The sequence below is a fragment of the Acinetobacter sp. C13 genome (genome assembly GCF_016809775.1).
Lineage (GTDB): Bacteria > Pseudomonadota > Gammaproteobacteria > Pseudomonadales > Moraxellaceae > Acinetobacter > Acinetobacter pittii.
Map to the genome: position 1 here is coordinate 1,065,934 of NZ_JAFBJL010000001.1, position 22,643 is coordinate 1,088,576.

General features: G+C 36.2%; 21 protein-coding genes. 16 read left to right on the forward strand and 5 right to left on the reverse strand.

The genetic code is table 11. The features are described from left to right. The first annotated feature begins 453 nt into the window (after nt 1-453). The gene (locus JGE69_RS05205; protein WP_005069251.1) at nt 454-855 is read left to right on the forward strand and encodes a transcriptional repressor; all 402 of its coding nucleotides are present in this window, start codon (nt 454-456) and stop codon (nt 853-855) included. Between the two features lie 66 nt (nt 856-921). On the opposite strand, the gene JGE69_RS05210 is transcribed toward JGE69_RS05205, so the two are convergent. After that, on the reverse strand, nt 922-2,712 hold the full coding sequence (locus JGE69_RS05210) for a bifunctional metallophosphatase/5'-nucleotidase (RefSeq protein WP_199112540.1): 1,791 nt from the start codon (nt 2,710-2,712) through the stop codon (nt 922-924). Between the two features lie 248 nt (nt 2,713-2,960). On the opposite strand from JGE69_RS05210, the gene pqqA reads away from it, so the two are divergent. From pqqA to JGE69_RS05250, 8 genes are all read left to right on the forward strand, one after another. Then, nucleotides 2,961-3,035 (forward strand): pyrroloquinoline quinone precursor peptide PqqA, encoded by a 75-nt coding sequence (gene pqqA / locus JGE69_RS05215; protein ID WP_001982218.1) that lies wholly within the window; start codon nt 2,961-2,963, stop codon nt 3,033-3,035. Between the two features lie 74 nt (nt 3,036-3,109). After that, nucleotides 3,110-4,021, forward strand: coding sequence for a pyrroloquinoline quinone biosynthesis protein PqqB (gene pqqB / locus JGE69_RS05220; RefSeq protein WP_199112542.1), 912 nt, complete (start codon nt 3,110-3,112; stop codon nt 4,019-4,021). An 8-nt stretch (nt 4,022-4,029) separates the two neighbouring features. Continuing rightward, nucleotides 4,030-4,788: a pyrroloquinoline-quinone synthase PqqC gene (pqqC, locus tag JGE69_RS05225; protein ID WP_016145249.1), complete on the forward strand. Its 759-nt coding sequence runs from the start codon at nt 4,030-4,032 to the stop codon at nt 4,786-4,788. Beyond that, entirely contained in the window at nt 4,785-5,069 is a 285-nt protein-coding gene (pqqD, locus tag JGE69_RS05230) for a pyrroloquinoline quinone biosynthesis peptide chaperone PqqD (protein ID WP_004792407.1), read from the forward strand. The genes pqqC and pqqD overlap by 4 nt, the downstream gene beginning before the upstream one ends. Beyond that, nucleotides 5,066-6,220, forward strand: a complete 1,155-nt coding sequence (gene pqqE / locus JGE69_RS05235) for a pyrroloquinoline quinone biosynthesis protein PqqE (RefSeq protein ID WP_199112544.1) — start codon at nt 5,066-5,068, stop codon at nt 6,218-6,220. Before pqqD ends, pqqE begins: the two co-directional genes overlap by 4 nt. 15 nt (nt 6,221-6,235) lie before the next feature. Then, nucleotides 6,236-7,288, forward strand: coding sequence for a dipeptidase (locus tag JGE69_RS05240; protein ID WP_199112546.1), 1,053 nt, complete (start codon nt 6,236-6,238; stop codon nt 7,286-7,288). A 579-nt stretch (nt 7,289-7,867) separates the two neighbouring features. Continuing rightward, on the forward strand, nt 7,868-8,044 hold the full coding sequence (locus JGE69_RS05245) for a hypothetical protein (protein ID WP_002113575.1): 177 nt from the start codon (nt 7,868-7,870) through the stop codon (nt 8,042-8,044). A 252-nt stretch (nt 8,045-8,296) separates the two neighbouring features. Next, the gene (locus JGE69_RS05250) at nt 8,297-8,533 is read left to right on the forward strand and encodes a hypothetical protein (RefSeq protein WP_002113743.1); all 237 of its coding nucleotides are present in this window, start codon (nt 8,297-8,299) and stop codon (nt 8,531-8,533) included. An 80-nt stretch (nt 8,534-8,613) separates the two neighbouring features. Here JGE69_RS05250 and JGE69_RS05255 read toward each other — a convergent pair whose 3' ends face one another. Both JGE69_RS05255 and JGE69_RS05260 read right to left on the reverse strand, forming a co-directional pair. Continuing rightward, entirely contained in the window at nt 8,614-11,721 is a 3,108-nt protein-coding gene (locus tag JGE69_RS05255) for an efflux RND transporter permease subunit (RefSeq protein WP_199112548.1), read from the reverse strand. After that, nucleotides 11,718-12,884, reverse strand: a complete 1,167-nt coding sequence (locus JGE69_RS05260; protein WP_199112550.1) for an efflux RND transporter periplasmic adaptor subunit — start codon at nt 12,882-12,884, stop codon at nt 11,718-11,720. Before JGE69_RS05260 ends, JGE69_RS05255 begins: the two co-directional genes overlap by 4 nt. A 143-nt stretch (nt 12,885-13,027) precedes the next feature. Here JGE69_RS05260 and adeR point away from each other — a divergent pair, with 143 nt between their 5' ends. The 3 genes from adeR (at nt 13,028) to JGE69_RS05275 (ending at nt 15,520) form a co-directional block, all read left to right on the forward strand. After that, entirely contained in the window at nt 13,028-13,759 is a 732-nt protein-coding gene (gene adeR / locus JGE69_RS05265; protein WP_002113657.1) for an efflux system response regulator transcription factor AdeR, read from the forward strand. After that, nucleotides 13,749-14,813 carry a two-component sensor histidine kinase AdeS gene (adeS, locus tag JGE69_RS05270; RefSeq protein ID WP_101663467.1) on the forward strand — a complete coding sequence of 355 codons (1,065 nt, stop codon included), beginning with the start codon at nt 13,749-13,751 and terminating at the stop codon, nt 14,811-14,813. Before adeR ends, adeS begins: the two co-directional genes overlap by 11 nt. Before the next feature lie 119 nt (nt 14,814-14,932). Further along, entirely contained in the window at nt 14,933-15,520 is a 588-nt protein-coding gene (locus JGE69_RS05275; RefSeq protein WP_199112552.1) for a uracil-DNA glycosylase family protein, read from the forward strand. 17 nt (nt 15,521-15,537) lie between these two features. Here the strand turns inward: JGE69_RS05275 and JGE69_RS05280 are convergent, their stop codons facing one another. Continuing rightward, entirely contained in the window at nt 15,538-17,103 is a 1,566-nt protein-coding gene (locus JGE69_RS05280; RefSeq protein WP_199112554.1) for a phospholipase D family protein, read from the reverse strand. A 225-nt stretch (nt 17,104-17,328) separates the two neighbouring features. Between JGE69_RS05280 and JGE69_RS05285 the strand changes: the two genes are divergently transcribed. The 3 genes from JGE69_RS05285 to JGE69_RS05295 all read left to right on the forward strand — a co-directional run bounded on the left by JGE69_RS05285 (nt 17,329) and on the right by JGE69_RS05295 (nt 19,550). Beyond that, nucleotides 17,329-17,763, forward strand: a complete 435-nt coding sequence (locus JGE69_RS05285) for a GFA family protein (protein WP_151283135.1) — start codon at nt 17,329-17,331, stop codon at nt 17,761-17,763. 193 nt (nt 17,764-17,956) lie between these two features. After that, nucleotides 17,957-18,412, forward strand: a complete 456-nt coding sequence (locus JGE69_RS05290; protein ID WP_151283134.1) for a hypothetical protein — start codon at nt 17,957-17,959, stop codon at nt 18,410-18,412. An 832-nt stretch (nt 18,413-19,244) separates the two neighbouring features. Beyond that, the gene (locus JGE69_RS05295; protein ID WP_002113703.1) at nt 19,245-19,550 is read left to right on the forward strand and encodes a hypothetical protein; all 306 of its coding nucleotides are present in this window, start codon (nt 19,245-19,247) and stop codon (nt 19,548-19,550) included. Nucleotides 19,551-19,614: 64 nt separating this feature from the next. Here JGE69_RS05295 and JGE69_RS05300 read toward each other — a convergent pair whose 3' ends face one another. Continuing rightward, nucleotides 19,615-20,772 carry a catalase family protein gene (locus JGE69_RS05300; RefSeq protein ID WP_199112556.1) on the reverse strand — a complete coding sequence of 386 codons (1,158 nt, stop codon included), beginning with the start codon at nt 20,770-20,772 and terminating at the stop codon, nt 19,615-19,617. Between the two features lie 183 nt (nt 20,773-20,955). Here JGE69_RS05300 and JGE69_RS05305 point away from each other — a divergent pair. Beyond that, nucleotides 20,956-22,643, forward strand: a 1,688-nt coding sequence (locus JGE69_RS05305) for a phage capsid protein (RefSeq protein WP_203250350.1), incomplete at its 3' end; no start/stop codon positions are given.

Consider the following 22,643-nt stretch of genomic DNA (forward strand, 5'->3'; position numbering starts at 1 on the left):
GCTTTTTATATGGGTGGAAATGAATACTTATAATAGAGAATTGATGCAACTCATCATCATTTAATCAGTAATATATAATGGTTATCATTATGTATTTGATAATTACTTAATATTGAATATTAAAACTTATATGTATATGATACACCGCTAAACATAAATGATAATATTTATCATGTGTTAATCATTATATAGAATAAGGTCGAAAAATGACTTAATGAAGAGGGTCGCAATATGGTTCAGCTCAAGAATTCTTTTATTCGCCAAGTGCGTACATGTAGATAGTGAATTAGGAATAATATTAAATTATTCAGAATCTTATAATCAGCTCAAAGCTTATTTATAGGGTAATAAGCTCTGATTTATACATCAAATCATTTCCATAATTTTCAAGTAAGTATAGACAAAATAATTTAAAAAATTTCAATATTTTTTCAACATTAAGGTTAATTAATCATGACAGCAACTTCAAAATCATTATTAAATGGACTACCAATAAAAAAATCAAGAATACAGGTTTTTGAAATTTTAAATCAAAATCCACAAGGCTTAAGTGCTGTGAGTATTTATACGCAAATTAAAAATGAACATAAAATAACGCTAGGAACGATTTATCGAATCTTGTCGGAATTTGAAAACCGTAAACTCATCAAAAGGGTGTTTTTAGGAAAAAGCAAAAGTATTTATAAGCTTAGAAAAGACAAGATGAGTTGTAACCTCATTTCGCTCAAAACCTCTGAAGCCTTGAACTTTGAACATGACAAAGTTAAAGAATTACTTCATGAGGTTACTGATATTATTTTTGCAAATACCGGAGTCGATATCAGTAGTGTTGAGCTCAATCTATATACCGAATAAAAATCTTTTAAACTGCCATAAAAATAAAGGACAGCATCATACTGTCCTTTATTGTCATTAAATCAGTTACTTGATAACTTTAATTCGAGTCGTAGCTGGAATAGTTAAAGGTGAATCTTTAGAGTTTTCAGCAACATAGTTTTCAAGCGCATCAATATCTTGACCACCACCGACACGGTTTTGGCCTTCTTTTAATACCGTAAAGTTGTCACCACCATCTGCCAAGAAGCTATTTACCGTCACGCGATAGACTTTAGTGTCAACCAACGGCGAACCTGCAATCATAATATTACTTGCTCGTGGTGAAACAGATGTATTTGCCGCATATTGATAACTCAACTCCTTAGACGGTTGTAAAATTCTAGGCGAATTTGCATTTGCACCAGACCATTGCTGTTCAAGCACATCTCTAATCTGTTTACCGGTTAAGCTCAAAGTCACAATAGAGTTACCGAAAGGTTGAACTGCAAAAACATCGCCAAAGGTAATCTGGTTACTACTATTAATGAGTAGATCCGCACGCACACCACCTGGATTCATTAGCGTAAAGTCTGAGCCTTGATTACTTGCTTTTAAGGCAGCCGCTTGCTGAGCATCGGCAATCATAATACCTAGCGGACTTTCACCACTTTCGACTTGAGTACGACTTATCACCGCTGTTGCAGTCCCAACCACACGACTTGAAATGGTAGTCACAGCTTGGCGATATTTATCTAAAATTGCTTCAATGCTTGGGGTCTTACTAAATTTTTGATAGAGATCGGTAAGGCTTACCGTGGTTGTACCGGATGTATATGCTTCACTTTGTACAGGAACCTGTTTCGCATCTTTTTTAATGACATCACCAGTTTTACCATCTAATTCAATCTTGATGTCAGTAATGAGCGTGCCATATTGTCCAGCTGAAGTAAGTAAGAATGGTTTAGCCGGATTTTTTGTCGCATAGTCACAAATATAAGATTGATGTGTGTGACCTGACACAACAATATCAACTGCTGGATTAAGCTTATCCAAAATTCCTAAAATCGGACCACTTAAACCATCACATGTTTTTTGATTGAGCTTCGTACTTGGTGCTGCACCTTCATGGACAACGACTACAATCGCTTCAATTCCTTGTTTTTTTAATTCAGGAATCAAAGCATTTACCGTATCTGCTTCATCACGGAACTCAACGTCTTTAATACCTGCCGCAGAAACAATACTTGGCGTCGCTTTAAGAGTTAAACCAATAAATGCAACTGGAATTCCACCATAACTTTTGACTTTATAGGCTGGGAAGATTGTTTTACTAGCGTCATTTTTCATTGCTACGTTAGCAGCAAGGAAATCAAACTTTGCACCACTAAAATTTTTATTAATTTGACAAGGTGCAGTGCTGGTATATTGCTGACATCCACCATTTTTTAAACGGCGTAATTCGTCTGTACCCCGATCAAATTCATGGTTACCTACAGCATTAAAGTCAATTTGAATATCATTCATGACTTCAATGGTTGGTTCATCTAAAAATAAAGAAGAGGTGAGAGGGGAGGCGCTAATTAAATCACCTGCCGAAACCACAGCATTATTTGGATTTTCTGCTTTAAGTTTTTTAATCGCATCGGCGAAGTAACTCACTCCTCCTACAGGAATACGAACAGATTGAGCAGCATCATTTGGATTTGGTGCCTCGACATAACGCTTAGGTGGCTCAAGATTTCCGTGAAAGTCATTAAAAGCTAAAATATTTACGGTTTGATTGCTTCTTTGGGCAGGTGGTGCTGTGTCATTATCATCATCGTCATTACATCCCGCCAATAATGCTACAGCCAGAGAAAGTGTTGTTACTTTAAAAAGTATTGTTAAATTTTTCATTTTTTTATCATTTGATCAATTAAGACGGATAAAAAATACGCTTTTAGTATGAATGTTTGATGAAAGACCCAATAAGTAAATATGTTCGAAATATTAAAATTTGGACAAAAAACACAATTATCGAACAATATCTTAGCTAGGGGTGGTCTACAAACCCAATTTTTTTATTTAGAATAAATTTTTAATTGCCTTATAAATCTTAATCAAGTGATTCATTTCATAAGATTAATATGAACCGGAGATAATTTATGCAATGGACTAAACCAGCTTTTACTGATTTACGCATTGGTTTTGAAGTTACAATGTACTTTGAAGCACGTTAATCAGTTTCATCAAATATGTCATAAGCCCTAGTCTTGTTCTAGGGCTTATCTCTTTCTAATAAGATATTAATTTTATGTATATTTATGTTTTAGGTTCAGCTGCCGGAGGCGGGTTTCCGCAGTGGAATTGTAATTGCCCGAATTGTCATGGTGTGCGCACAGGTACAATCCAAGCCAAAGCCCGTACTCAATCATCAATTGCTATTTCTGAAAATGGGACAGACTGGGTTTTATTAAACGCGTCACCTGACATCCGTCAGCAACTCTTCGAATTTAAAGCAGCTCAACCAGCGCGTAAATTACGTGATACAGGAATAACAAGCGTTATTTTAATGGACAGTCAGTTAGACCATACCACTGGGCTTTTAACCTTACGTGAAGGTTGTCCAATGAAGGTATGGTGTACAAAAATGGTCCATCAAGATTTAACGAGCGGTTTTCCAGTATTTAATATGCTCAAACACTGGAATGGTGGTCTTCAATATCATGAGATTAACCCTAAACAAGCTTTTAAAATTGATGGTTTCGAAAATTTAGAATTTTTACCCTTAATTATTAAAAGTGCAGCTCCACCATATTCACCGCATCGAAATGACCCACATGACGGCGACAATATTGCTTTAATTATCAAAGATCATAAAACACAAAAGCAGTTGTTTTATGCACCGGGTCTTGGAAAAATTGACGATCAAATCATGCAGATTATGCAGAGTTCAGACTGTGTCATGATTGATGGTACGCTTTGGACAGACGATGAAATGCAGCAAACTGGGGTTGGAACTAAAACTGGCCGAGAAATGGGGCATTTATATATTAGTGGCGAAGGTGGTTCACTGTCTTATTTAAACCAATTGAATACACCTAAAAAAGTGCTGATTCATATTAACAATACCAATCCAATTTTAAATGAAAACTCTAGCCAGTTTGCTGAGCTTAAAGCAAATGGTGTAGAAGTTGCCTATGATGGCATGCAGATTGAACTCTAAGGTGAAACATGACTCAAACACCTGAAGCTTTAACGACTGAACAATTCAAACAAGCCATTATCGATAAAGGCCAGTATTATCATATTTATCACCCATTTCACGTGATGATGTATGAAGGTAAAGCCACCCAGCAACAAATTCAGGCTTGGGTTGCAAACCGATATTACTATCAAATTAATATTCCGCTCAAAGATGCCGCAATCATGGCAAATTGTCCTGATCAACGTGTGCGTCAAGAATGGATTCAACGTATGATCGATCAAGATGGTGAATATCCAGATGGCGGTGGTCGAGAAGCATGGCTACGCTTAGCCGAAGCTGTGGGCTTGAGTCGTGAACAAGTTATTTCCGAAGAATTAGTTTTGCCGGGTGTACGTTTCGCAGTAGATGCATATGTGAACTTTGCACGTCGTGCTTCATGGCGTGAAGCAGCAAGCAGTTCTTTAACAGAACTTTTTGCTCCTCAAATTCATCAATCACGTCTTGATTCATGGCCACAACATTACCCATGGATTGATGATAAAGGCTATGAGTATTTTCGTTCTCGTTTGAGTCAGGCACGCCGTGACGTTGAACATGGTTTAACGATTACGCTTGATTCATTTACAACTCATGAACAACAAGAACGAATGCTTGAAATATTGCAGTTTAAGCTGGATATTTTATGGAGCATTTTAGATGCTTTAACTTTGGCATATGTTCACAATGAAGCACCGTATCACAGCGTGACAAGCAAACGAGTTTGGCACAAAGGACTATTTAAATGAATAAAGAGCAGTTTGATTTAAACCTTGTGCCAACTTGGAGACAAGGTTACCGTTTTCAGTTCGAGCCAGCTCAAAATGGTTTTGTGATTTTATATCCTGAAGGCATGATCAAATTAAATGAAAGTGCAGGGGCAATTGGACAATATATTGATGGGCAGCAAAATGTTTCTGCAATTATTGCTCAGTTAAAGCAAAAATTTGGTGATATTGCTGAGATTGATCAAGATGTAGTGGATTACATGCTGGTCGCAAAGCAGCAACACTGGATTGATTTAGTATGACAGAAGGTGTTGGCCTGCCTTTATGGTTATTAGCGGAGTTAACTTATCGTTGTCCGCTACAATGCCCATATTGCTCAAACCCATTAGACTACGCTCAGCATAAAAATGAGCTAACCACCCAAGAGTGGTTTGATGTTTTTGATCAAGCACGTCAGATGGGTGCTGTTCAACTCGGTTTCTCTGGTGGTGAACCACTGGTACGTCAAGATTTAGAACAACTCGTTGCACATGCTCATCAGCAAGGGTTTTATACCAACTTAATTACCTCTGGTATGGGCCTTACCGAACAACGTATTGCCGATCTAAAACAAGCGGGTTTAGACCACATTCAAGTGAGCTTCCAAGCGAGTGATCCTGTTGTAAACGATGCCTTGGCAGGTTCAAAGCATGCTTTTGAACAAAAGTATGAAATGTGCCGATTGGTTAAGAAATACAATTATCCAATGGTGCTTAACTTTGTTATTCATCGACATAACATTGACCAGATTGAACAAATCATTGAACTTTGCCTTGAGCTCAATGCAGATACAGTCGAGTTGGCAATTTGTCAGTTTTATGGATGGGCTTTTCTAAACCGCCAAGGTTTATTACCCACCCAAGAACAACTGACACGAGCTGAACGGATTACCAATGAATATCGAGAAAAATTAAAAGCGCAAAATCATCCTTGCAAACTCATTTTTGTAGTGCCTGATTATTATGAAGAGCGACCAAAAGCCTGTATGAATGGTTGGGGTAAAATCTTCTTTACAGTTGCTCCAGACGGTATGGCGCTACCTTGCCATGCAGCACGACAATTGCCAATTTCGTTTCCAAATGTCCGCGAACATAAATTGTCAGATATATGGTACAAGTCAACTGGATTTAATCATTTCCGTGGCGATGCATGGATGCCAGAAGGGTGCCGTAGCTGTCCCGATAAAGATCGTGACTTTGGCGGATGTCGTTGTCAGGCCTATATGTTGACTGGAGATGCGGCTAATGCCGATCCTGTATGTGGGAAATCGCCGTATCATCAAATGATTGAACAAGCGCGAGCAGAAAGTCAATTGGCTGCACCTTTGCAAAATTTAGTGTTTCGTAATAGTAGAAACTCTAAATCTTTAAGCGCCACCCAAAATATTCCAGTCCACACGATTACAGATATATAGCAAGTAGGAATACTCATGAAGCCTCGCCATATTCCAGTTTTTGATGGACATAATGACGCATTAACACGTTTATGGCTAAGTGACCATCCAGATCCTGTACATGCTTTTATTCATGAACGTTTAGTAGGCCATCTTGATTTAAAACGCTGTCAAGAAGCTGGTTTTATTGGTGGAATGTTTGCGATTTTTTTACCGCCATATAGCTATGTGCAACAGCATCATCCCAATAAATTATTTGATCCGAATGCTTCTGATTTTACGCAACAGCAAATTGAACAAATTTGTTTAGAACAACTCGATTTAGCTCACCAACTCGCTCAGCATTCTAAAAATATTAAAATCTGCACATCAGTTCAAAATATTCAGGATTGTTTAGCAGGGCAAAAGCTAGCAATTGTATTGCATATGGAAGGTGCCGAAGCTTTACAACAAAATCCTGATTTACTCGATGTATTTTATGAAAGAGGCTTGCGTAGTATTGGCCCCCTGTGGAATAGACCTAGCCGCTTTGGACATGGTTTAAATGCTAAGTTTCCGCACTCACCTGACACTGGAGCAGGTCTCACGAGTGATGGCAAATATTTTATAAGACGCTGTGCTGATAAAAAGATGGTGATTGATGTTTCACATATGAATGAGAAAGCTTTTTGGAATACTGTAGATATATTGCAGCAGCCAATTGTAGCAACACACTCTAATTCACATGCTTTATGTCCTCAAGCTCGCAACTTAACTGACCCACAGCTTAAAGCAATACGGGAAAGTAAAGGGATGGTGGGGGTAAATTTCGATGTCGCTTTTTTACGATCAGATGGACAACGCAATGCGGATACACCCATCGATGTAATTTTGGAACATTTAGAATATTTAATGGATCATTTGGGCGAAGAACATGTGGGTTTTGGTTCGGACTTTGATGGTGCACTTATTGGCAATGAACTTGAAGATGTGACAGGCCTACATCGCTTAATTGAACGTATGCAACAGCGTGGTTATTCAAAAACACTGATTGAAAATATATGTCTTAATAATTGGGTGAGGGTGCTTTATAGAATTTTTGGTCAATAATGAATGACTAAACAGAGTTAATCTACAGAATCATAACTATTTTTTTATTGGCCGAAATGACTAAAAAAAATACAAATAGTTTAATTGTCAACCATTCGGTATATTCACTACACTCAACCTTACTGAATGTAAGAACATTTGGTATTTCAGGTCTTTTGTGGTTTTCACATCACCCATTTCTTTATGAGAAGTAGAAATGGGTTTTTTCTTATCCTAATCATATAAACGTGACAGTCATCACAATAATCGCTAATTATTGGTAAAAAACCTCAATCCCATCTTGACTAAAAGTTCAGCATTAAATACATTTGTAATGTATTTTTAAAGATAATAAGATTGCCTAAAGCGATTCATAATACTGCTTAATCCTGAAATATAGTGAAAAGCCTATTCTTTTTTAGAATAGGCTTTTTACTTTGTATCAAAATTTATTTTTCGGGATGATTTTACTCTTTAATTAACATAAAAAATAAATACCTTACAAAAGCGGCGCAAATGAAAGCCGATAAATAACAAATTTTGTGCTATTAATTTAAGCTAATTTCTCAAAAGTTATTCCGTTAATCGAAGAGGTGCAAAATGTTAAAGTCAATTATAGTATTGGGAACAGGTATCGCGATTGGGATGTGCATGTACAAGAAAAAGCAGAAAAATAGTAAAAGCTTTACCACAGATAGTGATACAGACTCATTGATTAGTAAAGACACTGCTAAAAATAAAGATGATGGTTCGCTGGATAACGCAGTACAAGTTTAGAATTAAATAAAAAGGGTTCAGTTAATGAACCCTTTAATTTTGATTAAAAGTAAATTTTTTAATAAGTAATATTTACATTGAATAGATTAACTTAAAAATAATATTTAAATTAAATAATCACTCAACTATTCATTTAATTATTACAAAAATATGATTAAAACAAAGAAAACACTTTCATTATTAAAATTTACATATTGTATCAGTGCAATCTTTATTATTGTCGATGCGGATAATAAAAAAATGGAGACTAGTATGTCAAAACGCCATATCTTAAAAGAAGTGAATGCTAAAAGTATGTGTGGTATGGAAATCGTTGTCGAACAAATTTATGAAAATATCAATGAAAAAAACTTTGTAGACATTGAAATGGAACAGAGCTGGTTACCACTTTCTAAAATTGTGATTTCGGATAAAGTCATCAATTTAGATCCAGATAATAGCTTTGCTCATCCTAGAACAGGTAAAGTCTTTAAAGTCCTTAATTCTTAATCGTTTTTCTGTAAGTACATTTTTCATATTTCTAAGTCATTGAGGCGAAACATAGATACGTTTCGCCTCAATCCATTTAACTAAGAATTAATTTTCTTTTTGGAAAATAGTTTCTCTGCAGCTCCCAACACAAAAATAAAGAACACGGGAACAAAAAAGATGGCCAAGATGGTGGCAGATATCATACCTCCAAATACCCCTGTACCTAATGCATGCTGAGTTTCCGAACTTGCTCCAGTTGCAATGACCAATGGGATAACACCACAAGTAAAGGCAAGGGAAGTCATCAAAATTGGGCGTAGGCGTAACTTTGCTGCTGCAACGGCTGCTTCAATTAAAGTCATGCCTTCTTCTTTGAGCATCTTTGCAAACTCAACAATTAAGATCGCATTTTTGGCAGATAAACCAATAATAGTGATAAGACCAATTTTGAAGAAAATATCGTTTGGCATTCCTCTTAATATAATGGCTAATATTGCACCAAAGATTCCTAAAGGAACAACAAGCATGACAGATAACGGAATTGACCAACTTTCATAAAGTGCAGCTAAAACTAAAAACACGACTAACATTGATAAAGCAATAAGAAATACCATTTGAGATTCAGATTGCTTTTCTTGTAGTGAAATGCCTGTCCACTCATAACCAATACCTTGAGGAAGTTTAGCAATTAACTTTTCCATTTCTCGCATCGCATCACCTGAAGATACCCCTATGTTAGGCACTCCAGCGATACTTAATGATGGTCGGCCATTGTAGCGATTATATTGCTGCGGCAACTTATTCCACTGAGGAATCACGACCTCGGATAAAGACACCAGTTGTCCGTTTGCGCCTGCAACCTTTAAACTCAAGATATCTTTTAAATGCATTCGTGATTTTGCATTGGCTTGAACAATAACTTGCTGCATTCTGCCTTGATTTGGAAAATCATTGATATACATCGATCCCATTGAGGTAGAAATAATATCTGAAACAGAAGCAAAGCTTACTCCTAGAGTGTTTAGTTTTTCGCGGTCGATCTTCAAGCTAATATTGTCACCTTGAGGTAAACCTTCTGGGTAAACCATATAAAACTTTTTGTTTTGAGCCGCCATTTCCACAAGCTTCTCTTGCGCTGAAATTAAAGCAGGCATTCCTAAATTTGCTTTATCTTGTAAACGTAAACTAAAGCCTGAAGATGTACCCAATTCATCAATGGCAGGAGGAAGTACAGACATAGTTGTACCTTCTTTACTGTTTGCCATTTCTGTATTTATTAAGTTGGTATAGTCAGTAGTAGATTTATCACGCTCACCAAAATCTTTTAAGGTTGTAAAAGCGAGTGCAACGTTTTGGCCAGCGCCACTAAATCCCCAACCCATAATTGAAATATTGCTTTTAACATCCGACTGCTCATTTAAATGGTTTTCAAAATCTTTCACAATTTTTGTTGTACGTTCAGCAGTCGCATCTGAAGGTAGTTGGAACGAAGTTAAAAACCAGCCTTGATCTTCCTCTGGCATAAAAGCAGTTGGCCAATATTTCATGCCTGCAAAAGTTAAACCTGTAATCACCACAAAAATAATTAAAGTCGGAATAGTATGTTTAACGACTTTAAGTAAAATCGCTTCATATTTTTTTGTGACTTTATCAAAGCTACGGTCAAACCATGCATAAAAACCTTTCTTTTGATGATTTGCATCAACTGGTTTTAATAAGGTTGCACAAAGTGCAGGGGTAAGCGTTAAAGCTAAAAATGCCGAGAATAAAATTGAGACTGACATCGTAATGGTAAATTGGCGGTAAATAATACCGACTGAACCACTTGCTAAAGCCATTGGTAAGAATACGGCTGCCAGTACCAAAGTAATACCAATAATCGGGCTGGTAATCTCTGTCATGGCTTTGGAAGTCGCTTCTTTAGGCGATAGACCTTCGGTTGCCATAATTCGTTCTACATTCTCAACAACTACAATCGCGTCATCGACAATAATCCCGATCGCAAGCACCATACCGAACATAGTTAACACATTAATTGAGTAACCAGTTAAAAGCATGATGGTAAAGGTGCCAAGCAGGGCAATTGGAGCGACAATCGCAGGAATTAAGGTATAGCGAACATTATGAAGAAATAGATACATCACAATAAAGACCAAAACCATGGCTTCAATTAATGTATGAACGACCTTTTCTATCGAAATTTTAACAAAAGGCGCAGTATCGTAAGGAACGCTAAATTGCATGCCTTCAGGTAAATTTACTTTTAGTTCTTCGAGTTTCTGTTTTACCGCATCTGCTGTTTTTACTGCATTCGCACCAGGGCTCAACTGAATGGCCGCGGCTGTTGCAGGTTTACCATTTTCTAAAATCGCAAAGTTATATGACTGAGCTCCCATTTCTACGTCGGCTACATCCGACAACTTAATAGTGGCACCGCTAATATTGCTCTTTAGACTAATATTTTTGAACTGCTCTACATTTTCAAGCTGTCCTTGAGCGGATAAAGGTATAGTAATTAATTGACCATTAACTAGAGGACGGTCACCAAGTCTACCTGGTGCAATATCGATATTATTGTTACGAATCGCATTATTTACATCACTAATCGATAGACCATAAGAAACTAATTTATTTGGATCTACCCAAATTCGCATCGCTTTTTCAGCACCAAATGACTGAATTTTTCCGACACCTTCAACACGTTTAAGCTCTTCGACCACATTACGAACCAGATAATCGCTCAAATCGACTTCTGAATAACGATGGTTAGGTGAGTTTAAACCAACAAGCATTAAAAAGCCTGAGGAAGATGCCTCTACAGCTAAGCCTTGTTGGCGGACGACTTGGGGTAAGCGTGCTTCAACCGCTTTAATTTTATTTTGTACGTCGACTTGTGCCATATCCACATCGGTACCGGGTTTAAATGTCGCGGTAATTTCAGCGGTTCCTGAAGAATCCGTTGTAGCACTATAGTAGAGTAAGTTTTTTACTCCTGACATTTCCCGTTCAATGAGGGTAATTACACTATCATTAATCGTTTTTGGAGTAGCGCCAGGATAACTTGCTGTAATGTTCACTTCGGGTGGTGCAACACTCGGAAAGCGTGCAATGGGTAACTTTGGAATACTCAGCACACCAAATAGAATAATAAAAATTGCAATTACCCATGCAAAAACAGGACGGCGAATAAAGAATTGAGACATCATTTAGCATCTCCTTGCTTCACCGTATTTTCTGTTGAGGCCGCTTTCCATGCTGAAATTGCCAGTTTTTGATTGGCCTGGATACGCTCTATGCCTTCAACAACAACTTTTTCGCCTGCTTTCAACCCTTTATTGATGAGATAAAACTGCTCATATTGTTGCCCTAACTCTACTGAGCGAACATCTGCGCCACCTTTGGCATTCACTACATAAACTTGAGGATCGCCATTCATATTGCGCTGAATAGCTTGTTCTGGCACGAGTAAGGCCTGAGGAACCGAAGCACGCTCAATATTAACGCGGACATACATACCCGGCAGTAATTTTCTTTCAGGATTGGTCACTTCAATACGAATGGTGACATCCCCAGTTTCAGGGTCCACATTAATATCTTCAAACAACATTTTTGCTGTAACGTTATAGGGCTGTCCCAAACTATTCAAAATCTGTACAGCTTTTTGATTGTTGGCAGATAACTCACCACTTTGTAGAGCCGCCTGTAGGCGCTCATATTCTCCAATAGACTGCTTTACATCGACATAAACGCGGTCAATTTGTTGAATGGTCGCCATAGTATTGCTATCAGCCTGACTAACCAAAGCGCCTTCCGTTACGAATGATTTACCAATACGTCCGGAAATTGGTGCTCGCACTGTCGCATACTGTAAATTAAGATTTTGACGAGCCAATACCGCTTTCATTTGAGCAACATCTGCAATCGCTTGTCGATATTGCGCTTCGACATTACTTACTTCTTGCTTACTAATCGCATTACTTGGTAAAAGTTGCTGATAACGCTCAAGTTGTATTTTTAAGCGGTTTACTTCTGCTTCAGCTTTATTTAAACCCGCTCGATTACTATTTACATCAGCCTCAAATGTTTCTGAGTTTATTTTGTATAGAGGTTGTCCAGCTTTAACTTCACTACCTTGAGCGAATAAAACTTTTTCGATAATACCGCCAACTTGAGGACGAATTTCGGCAGTTCTGAAAGCTTGAACGCGCGCCGGTAGATTTTCACTAAAGTTAATAGACTGCGGTTGAATTGAAATAACGGTAACCTTAGCCGTAGATACCTGTGTTTGATCACTTACTTGTTCATTGCCACAGCCATGTAATACAAGACCGAAAGATAGAATGAATGGAACTAAAAAATGCTTTTGCACTTTTATAACACCTAATGGATTTCTAGATGCTGGCATTATTTTTGATGTGTGTGTAACCAAAATCACGAATATGTGGAAAAAGTGTGGAGATCTATCAAAAAATACGAGTATGATAAATCAAATTTTTCCCGCGTTTTATTGCTATGTTCGAGTCAACCTTTACGTTTAATTGTCAGGATAAGCTTATTCTTGTTGTAGAAGATGAATATGATATTGGCGATATTATTGAACATTATCTTAAGCGTGAAGGTATGCGTGTTGTACGGGCCATGAATGGTAAGCAGGCAATTGAAATACACGCAGCGCAGCCTATTGATCTGGTGATTCTCGATATAAAAATGCCGGAACTGAGTGGGTGGGAAGTACTGAATAAAATTCGGCAAAAAGCAGCGACACCAGTCATTATGCTTACGGCTTTAGATCAAGAAATTGATAAAGTCATGGCTTTAAGAATTGGAGCAGACGACTTTGTCGTAAAACCCTTTAACCCAAATGAAGTGGTCGCACGTGTACAAGCAGTACTAAGACGTACTCAACAAAACCAGCAAACTCCTAACCGAAATCTGATTTATAAAAATATTGAGGTCAATACCGAAATTCATACTGCTTACATCCATTCGGGCGATCAAAAACAAACACTCAATTTAACTCTAACTGAGTACAAAATTTTATTACTGATGTTACCGCATCCTCATAAAGTCTTTACTCGTTCAGAGCTCATGAATCAGTGTCTACCAGACCGAGATGCATTAGAACGTACGGTCGATAGTCACGTCAGTAAGCTACGAAAGAAAATAGAAGATCTTGGTTTACGAAATATGCTCATTAATGTTCGTGGTGTAGGCTACAGGTTGGATCATCCACATGAAAAATAAAACGGGAATTAGTAAACAACTGATTATTGCACTGAGCTTTACCAGCCTAAGTGTTACGCTGAGTTCGCTAATTTTAGGTTATGGCACCTACTATGTTGCAATTGAAGTAGGGCTTATATCTCTCGAAAAGCTGAAAGAAAGTGATGAGTTTTTTCACTATCTAGATGGTATATGGTTATTCGCCGTGCTTTTGTTTGGCACAGCATTATCAATTATTTTAGGCATCAAGCTTGCTCAACGCTTTATCGTGCCTATTAATCTATTAGCAGATGCAGCCAAGAAAATTAGTCATGGGGATTTAAGCGCACGAGTTGAAAAACCGACGCATCATTCTTCTGAAATTGGTGAGCTCATGGATAATTTTAATGATATGGCTCAAAAACTAGAGATTTCAGTTGAAAATGCTCATGTCTGGAATGCCGCAATTGCACATGAGTTAAGAACGCCAGTCACCATTTTGCAAGGTAGGTTGCAGGGGATTATTGATGGTGTTTTTGAAGCTGACCCTATTTTATTTAAAAACTTACTGAATCAAGTAGAAGGTCTTTCAAACCTAGTCGAAGATTTACGTACATTGAGTCTTTTTGAAAACCAACAGCTTAGACTTAACCTCGAAACGATTTGTTTTAATGAAACTGCTCACAAAGTCGTGCACATGTTTGAAGAAAAATTAGAAAAAGCTCAGCTTAAAGTCATTTTCGATATTGAAGCGCCAAAAGTTGAGTGTGATCAACGGCGAATTGAACAGATTTTAATTGCTTTACTGGATAACGCTACACGTTATGCAAATCCGGGAAAGTTAATTGTTTCAACGAGACAAGAACAAACTAGCTGGATTCTTGAAATAGAAGATGAAGGACCTGGCATTTCAGCTGAGCATCGCAAAGATTTATTTAACCCTTTTTTCAGGTTAGAACAATCAAGAAATAAAGAGTTAGGCGGCACTGGGTTAGGTCTTTCGGTTGTACAAGCTCTTGTCATTGCCCATAAAGGTCAAGTCGATTATTTAAATCAACATTCACATAGTATTTTTAAAATAAGCATTCCTCAATAATGATCGCTTTTGTACAACCTTTAACGCTTTAATTAAGAGAAATTGCATTTCATGACTCGTGATTAACTAAAAAATAGGTTAATTTGTTTATAAAATTTTTAAGTAAATACTGATTTTTTATGATAATTGAGATAGAAACTCATCCACTTGAGCCATTTTTACCTGAGAATGCCCGTTTATTAATGTTGGGCAGTTTTCCACCGCCACATAATAAATGGAAGATGGATTTTTACTATCCCAATTTCCAAAATGATATGTGGCGTATTTTCGGTTTAATTTTTTTCCAAGACAAAACTTACTTTTTAAGTGAAAGCCAAAAAAATTTTAATGAAGAACGTATTCGAAACTTCTTGATTGAAACTGGTATCGCAATCTTTGATACCGCTTATCAAATTAAGCGGTTGAAAGGGAATGCCGCAGATAAATTTCTTGAAATAGTAACACCAACAGATCTTGCAGTTTTACTTCAGCAGATTCCTCTATGTCAAACCATTATGACTACAGGCGATAAAGCGACTGATACTTTAATTTCAGTTTTACCAGAGCACACCGAAAAACCGCTTATAGGAATGTCTACCTCGACTTACTTTGCTGGACGAAATATTAATTTATATCGTCTACCATCTTCTTCTAGAGCATATCCATTAGCGCTAGAGCAGAAAGCAGAGGCTTATCAAAAATTCTTTAAAGAGATAGGCATTTTATAAGTAAACTTGAAATGCTGTTACATCATCCATTCAACTGGTAAATATGAAACAGCTTTAATCATGGTACGTTGGAAAAGGCTCGTATCTGGGTCTTTTTCATATTCAACAATCTTTCCATCCGACTGATAATCTAACCAAATGATCTTTCCTTCACTATTTAACTTAAGCTGGTAAGCAACTTGAGGTAAGTGCTGATCGAGCATGACCGAAATTTGCGCTTGTAATTGACTCGACTCAATAACCAGACCGACCTCAGTATTTAAGTAAGTCGAACGCGGATCAAAGTTAAAAGAACCAATAAATACTTTACCGTCTACATCAAAAAACTTGGCATGTAAGCTTGATTTATTTTTACCTTTTGCAGGGATCACACTTCCAGTCACCACTTCATACCAAGTTCTGCGTCTGCGTTCTAAAAAGGGCTTAAACTCAAATAATTCTACACCACTTTTGAGCATCTCAACTCGATATTGACTATAAAAGGCATGCACAATTGCTACGTCATTTGCAGCAAAAGAGTTGGTTAAAACCCTGACTTTAACACCTTGTACCTTGAGTTGTTTTAAATAGTAAGTGCCTTGTTGAGTAGGAACAAAATAAGCAGAAGCTAATTCAATATGCTGCTTTGGTTCACCCATAATGGCCATAACTTGCCCATAAAGCATTTCTTCTTTAGCGGCCAGTCCTAAGATTTTTTTAGGTGAATCTGCAACAAAGTGCGCTTTTGACCACTGGATTGGATAGTGCTCTAAAAGTTCTTTTAAATAGCTTTGAGCATCGTAAAGCTTATCTTCGGTTTGAGTATGATTTTCACTTTCATGAATTAAATCATGGTAGTGCTGCCGTAACGATTGTAAGTGATGTATGGCACATGTACCCACCAGCTCAATAGCATTTTGGCTTAAATCACTTTGCCAAAAATCATTAAAGACAGACTGTGCATGTTGTACCGTATGCCCATAAAATAAAATATCTAGATCTGTAAACTGAAACTTACTACTTGCGTCAAAATATTCACTACTAATATTTCGACCACCCGTTACGGCAATCACACCATCTGCAATAATTAATTTATTATGCATGCGATGGTTCACTTTCTTGAACCGGAAAATATAGTCTAAAATTCTTAAATATCTAAACTTGTAGGGATTGAATAATCGAATTTCAAAGTTAGGATGGTGTAGAAGGCTTCTTAGAACACCATCAAGTTTTACTCCATTCTGATCGTCAATGAGTAACCGAACTTTTACGCCACGATCTGCCGCCGTTAGTAACTCGTGCAGCATTAAGTTTCCAACAAAATCATTTGTCCAAATATAATATTGTAAATCGATTTTTTCTTTTGCATTTCTAATGAGATACATACGAGAAGCGATACTGATAAAGGCATCATCTAATGCCACAAAAGCAGTCAGTCCTTGTTCTGTTTTTTTTGTAGCTTGTTCATCATTCAACCAATTAAAGCTATTCGTCACTGTATCATTCTCATCAGGGTTGTATGTACCTTTATACGATGGTGTATTTTTAAAGCCCCAAGCATCTAATGCCATACTACTATACTGCTGATAGAGTTGATTAATCATGTAAGCTTTGAAGTCGCATCCAAGATAAACACATCACAGCATTTTTATATTCAATTTATATGTCAAAATTCATATTAAACTCTACAAATACTATAAGCCAAGCCTCAACGCTAGCAATTCCATAATATTTATAGGAGGCTCTAAGAAAACATATCCATTAAAAAATATAAAGTTAAATTTAACCATATTAAACCTAATGCTATATTTAATATTATTTTTCTAAGGATGCTTGAGATGAGTCATATAGGTTCTTGTCTATGCAATGAAGTTAAATTTTCAATTACTAATGAAATAAACACAGTCTATCACTGCCACTGTAGTCTTTGCCGTAAACAAACCGGAACGGGGGCAAATGCAGCAACATTAGTAAGCAAAGATAAATTTGAGTGGTTGTCAGGTTTAGAACTTGTCCGCACTTATAAAAAAGAAACAGGCTTCACATCTTCATTTTGTAGTCAATGTGGATCACCAGTACCTAACTTAGTAGGTAGCACTCAGTTTATGTGGATCCCTTTAGGTCTTTTAGATCAAGAGCTTACCGTACTAAAAAAACTTAACTTTTGCATTGTTTCAAAGTCAAATTGGGTCAATACAATTGCGGCTGACGAATCTTATAATCAACTTCCAACTTTGGATGAACTAAAAATATTTTTTGGTTAAAGTAGTTTTCATCTACAAAATGAGACTTAGTTTGCATTATTCTGAATTTTTTCGGATGGTTATGCTTGCAGATTTCACAAAAACACATTAATTACAATTGGCAGTACAACAATTACATTAGAAAACATGATATCTATCATACTTCCTTAAAAGGCTGAGTGAGTAGCTTAACTATAAAAGGGAGAAAATAGAGATGCCACAATATTTAATCATCGCTGAGAATGTGTATAAAAAAATTGAGGACAAAAATTTATTTTCAGAAAGCTCAGCAGAGAACTTAAATCATTTAGTTGGTGCAATCCGTAACGAAATTAAAGGAACCAAGTTTAAACTTAAATATAATTTTATAGATTTTGAAGAATGCTTAACCAAGCCATTAGAGGAATGTGCCATAAAGTTAGACATGAGCTTGATGCCAAAATATAAAAATAAAGATGAATATATTCTTTGGCTTGCGGGTTTTATTGAAAGAATCACAACAGGAGGTGAGGCGAAGCTTCCACCAATCTCAAAATTTATTCCTCCAGATTTTAAGTTTACTTATGAAGAACCCCTCAAAGTATCATCTTCTACAGGGGATGATGGAGAGATGATCATTAATTATTTCAAATCAGATGCCTTTAATAAAATTATAAGCCAAGAAAAATAAGTACATAAAAAATATAGAAGTGATCGTCCACTACACTTCTATATCTCGCTGTAAATTCAGCAACCGCCTACTGGGGCGGTTTTTTAATTTTATCCACCTTATTCATAAAAAATATATTGTTATAACTTTTCACAAAAGTTTGCATAACGCACAGAATCAGTCTCATTGGCCTAAAAACAGATACAACCTTCAATGTTAATTTTAAATTTACTTAATTATCGTTTGGAGATAAGTATGTTCAAGGCTATGTTTTTCTTTAGTGCTGGTGCTGTTTTCGGATACTGCTGTAAACACAAGGAGGATAAAGCTAAAGAGGAAAACTCATCAAAATAAGCGAAGTGCATTCATAAAGAACTTACTAATGAGTTGGTTTTTTATAAGGAGGTGTCTATGCTCCACAACCTTAGACAGGTTTTCTGTATTCATGTCTGGGAATATGACTTTGATATTACTCATGACGAAATTAAAGAATGCAGAAAATGTGGGAAAATTCATAAAATCAAGAATTTCCCAAAATTGACTTAAGATGTGAATTTTTAATTTTAGTCTTAAGTGAATATTAAAAATTAAATAGGCTCAAAATTTTAAATATTGAGCCTATTTAATATAAAATTTAGTTAATTACCTTTAAATGAGATTAAAGAATACCTACCAATTTAATCAGAATAAAATCCCAAATAAATCACATTTTAAAACAATAAAATAGTTATATTACACATAACTTATCAATAAAAATTAAAAATACAGAAACAATTTAATAAAAATTAAAAACTTATTTTTATAGCTTTCAACTTATACTTATATTTTACAAATAATTAATAAGGAGATAGAAATGCCAAAATACTTACTATTAGCAGAAAAAATTAATAAAAATATTAAAAGTTCTTATTCAAACAATCATTTTAGAAATTTAAATAATCTTATTGTAGAAATAAAAAAAGCTATTGCAGGCACTGAACTAAAGTTTTTATATAACTTTGTGAACTTCGAAGGTGTTGTTATTAGTGTAAAAAATGAACTTCCTATTAAGTTAGATATGAGTTTAATTCCAAAGCATAAAAGCGAGGATGATTTTATTTTATGGTTGGCAGATTTCATTGATCGAATCACTATAGATACAAGCAAAAATCTCCCTTAAAAAGAAGCAATTGCAAACTCTCATCTGTAAAAAATTTTATACCAAACCACAATGGATAAGGTATTTAAGGTTCTTGTCTAGGAGCTGAATTCATATCATGTCGAACTTTGCTGATGTTTTCATAAATGACTTTACGCATTCGGTTTATTGCGCCTAATGGTTTATGCTCAGGTAGGGCATGCCACGGTGTAAAAGACAGATTCTCACAAAACTTATTTTGTTCTGGTGTGTCAAAGTTCTGCTTGGGAATATGAATAGTTGCTACTTGATAGAAAGGAGCTGCTTTTTCATCCCATTCTGACATTGAGTCTTCTACCAACATTTGATTTGAAGTTCGTGGTTGAATAAGGAACTCCATACACGCATCTGTACTTTGCAAAGTATTCTTTAAAGCTTCTCTTAAAAAATCATGACTAGGATTCTTGGGTAGATTGTTTGGCTGCATTGAACAAGCACGTACTGAATATTTAACTGCTTGTCGATCATTGCCAAGTCCTAACTGATAGGGAACCATAGACCAATAACGTGCGTATAATGGATTTGCAATTTGTGAATTACGTGCTCCAAGAGCATTCATTGTTCCCTTAAAACCTAACGCAAATGGAATGTGAAGTTTTCTGACCATATTATGGCTATTCACGTCATGCATAAAAGAAAGATACCGTTTAGCATCGTTTGCAAAAAAGACTGGATGATTAATCATAATAAAATCTTGAGTGGTTGCTTGCTTTTCACTTTCTAAAATTTTCTGTCCAGACACACCTAAAATTTTTATTGCTATGCCACGTGCATCTTTTTTAATGTCGGCATTAGAGGCATCATTTGAAGCATTAGAAAATCGAATCCATGCTTGATAACTTCGATCTGGAATAAACATTCCTTTAGCAAACTGGGCAGGTATATTTTTTGAGACATGAAAATCGGCACGAACACAACCATGCGCCTTAGGATGTGCATCACGTAAAGCATTTCCTGCCGTATATTGTTCACGAATCGACTTTTCAATGACTTGAGTTATGTGATGGGCTATTAGTTCTTCATTAGGCTGCAACTTTTCTCCTAATACTGTGTCAATCTCTGGATAAGCGTTACTTTCCGAAGAGATCTTTGTGGTCGACGTTGTGTTGGAATATAAAGTTTCAGTACAACCTGATAATGCAAATACAAGAGGAGTAAATAAAAACAAACCTTTAAAATTTATAGGCTGTATAAAAGTTGCCATTTATTAACTCCTCAGTGTAAAAATATTTTAGGATAATATTAAGATTTCATGTTTAATTTTATTTTGAACTTTATGAAAAATATAAACTGTAAATAATTTAAACGTCATTGTTACTTATCTGAACAATAAAATAGGAATTATTATTTAATATAAAACCTCTTAATACATTAAGAGAATGTAGACATGATAACTAACTCACAAAATGTACAAAATAATACTAATACATCACCTCGCCCAATCACTCAGAATACACTTATTGATCGGTTTAGCCCTATTTATTGGAGAATAGACGGCCCGCAAACGATGTCTTTCGCCATTACGAAGTATGGAAATGGTTTTGAAGCATCTTTTAGATCACGTATGACAAATGATTTGGTAGGAATTACTTGGGATTCTTATGACACTAAAGATCATAAATTTTTAGCGTATCAAACCAAATATAGCTATGCAGGGGTGGTTTGGGATTTTGATATTGAGTTATCTGCCACGATGCCAGTGCTTAATAATCCAAGTTTAACTCCCACTTTAACGGTGTACTATAATGAAAATGGCGTAAATAAAATTGCATATATTGTTCTATTTAATTACGCAAATAATCCTTCCTCGCGAACGGCGCATATTCGTATTAATTGGGATACCGTAAAAGCAGGCTTCTCTGCTACAGATAGCTTTCCAGTTACTAATATTCAGCGGATTTCATTTTCAGCTTTTACAAGCAGCTATAACGCACACTCATCATTGCCTCTCAGTCAAGCAGAAGATGGCTATATTCGTATTACCAATTCAGTTGTAACAGGGGCGAATGCCAAGTTAAATCTAAGCCGAGTTGTAGTACCACAGCATAATTATGGCATCTGTACAAGCTATGATGACCACTATGATTTAAATCCTCAGCGCTTAGTCAACAATATGGTGACTTTGGGATATAAAGGTTTGGTCAATCACTATTGTGGAATGTCGCACTATCCTGAAATGACGTGGAAAAGCGATATTAATAAATGGCAAATACCAGATACATTGGTGACAGGCGAGACGGTTGTTAATTCATGTACTCGTAAATGGCATGAAAAATATGCCCAAGCTTTGCATAATGCCAGTATGCAACCTATCTTTGGGGTCAGCTTTGAAATGTATTCCTTGGGAGCTAATGAATATTGGGCACAGCGTGACTGGAACAGTAATTTAGGTAAAACAGGCTATCAACCACCGAGCTATTTTTTTAGTTTAAGTCATCAAAATGCTTTGGCATATCTACATAAAGTCTTTATCGAGTTTGCAGATGCAATGGTCGTAGGGGGATGTGATGTAAACATGCAAATTGGTGAACCTTGGTGGTGGTATAACACTGACACCAATCTACCTTGTGTATATGACTACCCAACAAAATTGGCCTTTAATGCAGATACAGGTTTATATGCACTAGATTTGGGGACAATTTATGAAGCAATGAATAAAACAGGAACGCCATATGATGAGTTTAAAACATGGCTTAGAAATAAATTAGGTCAAACCTGTCAAAATATTCGTACCGTGATCAAAGCAAAATATTCCAGTGCCAAAGTTAGTCCTCTTATTTTCTTTCCTTCCATTCAGTCCCCAATTCAGACTTTAGCCACTTATATTAACTATCCAAGCCAACACTACTCATATCCTAATTTTGATTACATGATGACAGAAGCTTATGACTGGCTATTAGAAGCTCGCTTAGACTTGGCACATCAGGCAGTTTCCCAAATACCTATACAAGGTCTAAGCTATCCTGCCAATAAAGTCATTTATTTATCCGGATTCGTTCCCGATGCATCTATTGCTTACATATATGGATTTGATAAAACAAAGCCATATCGAACACCCATTTGGCAACGAATTTT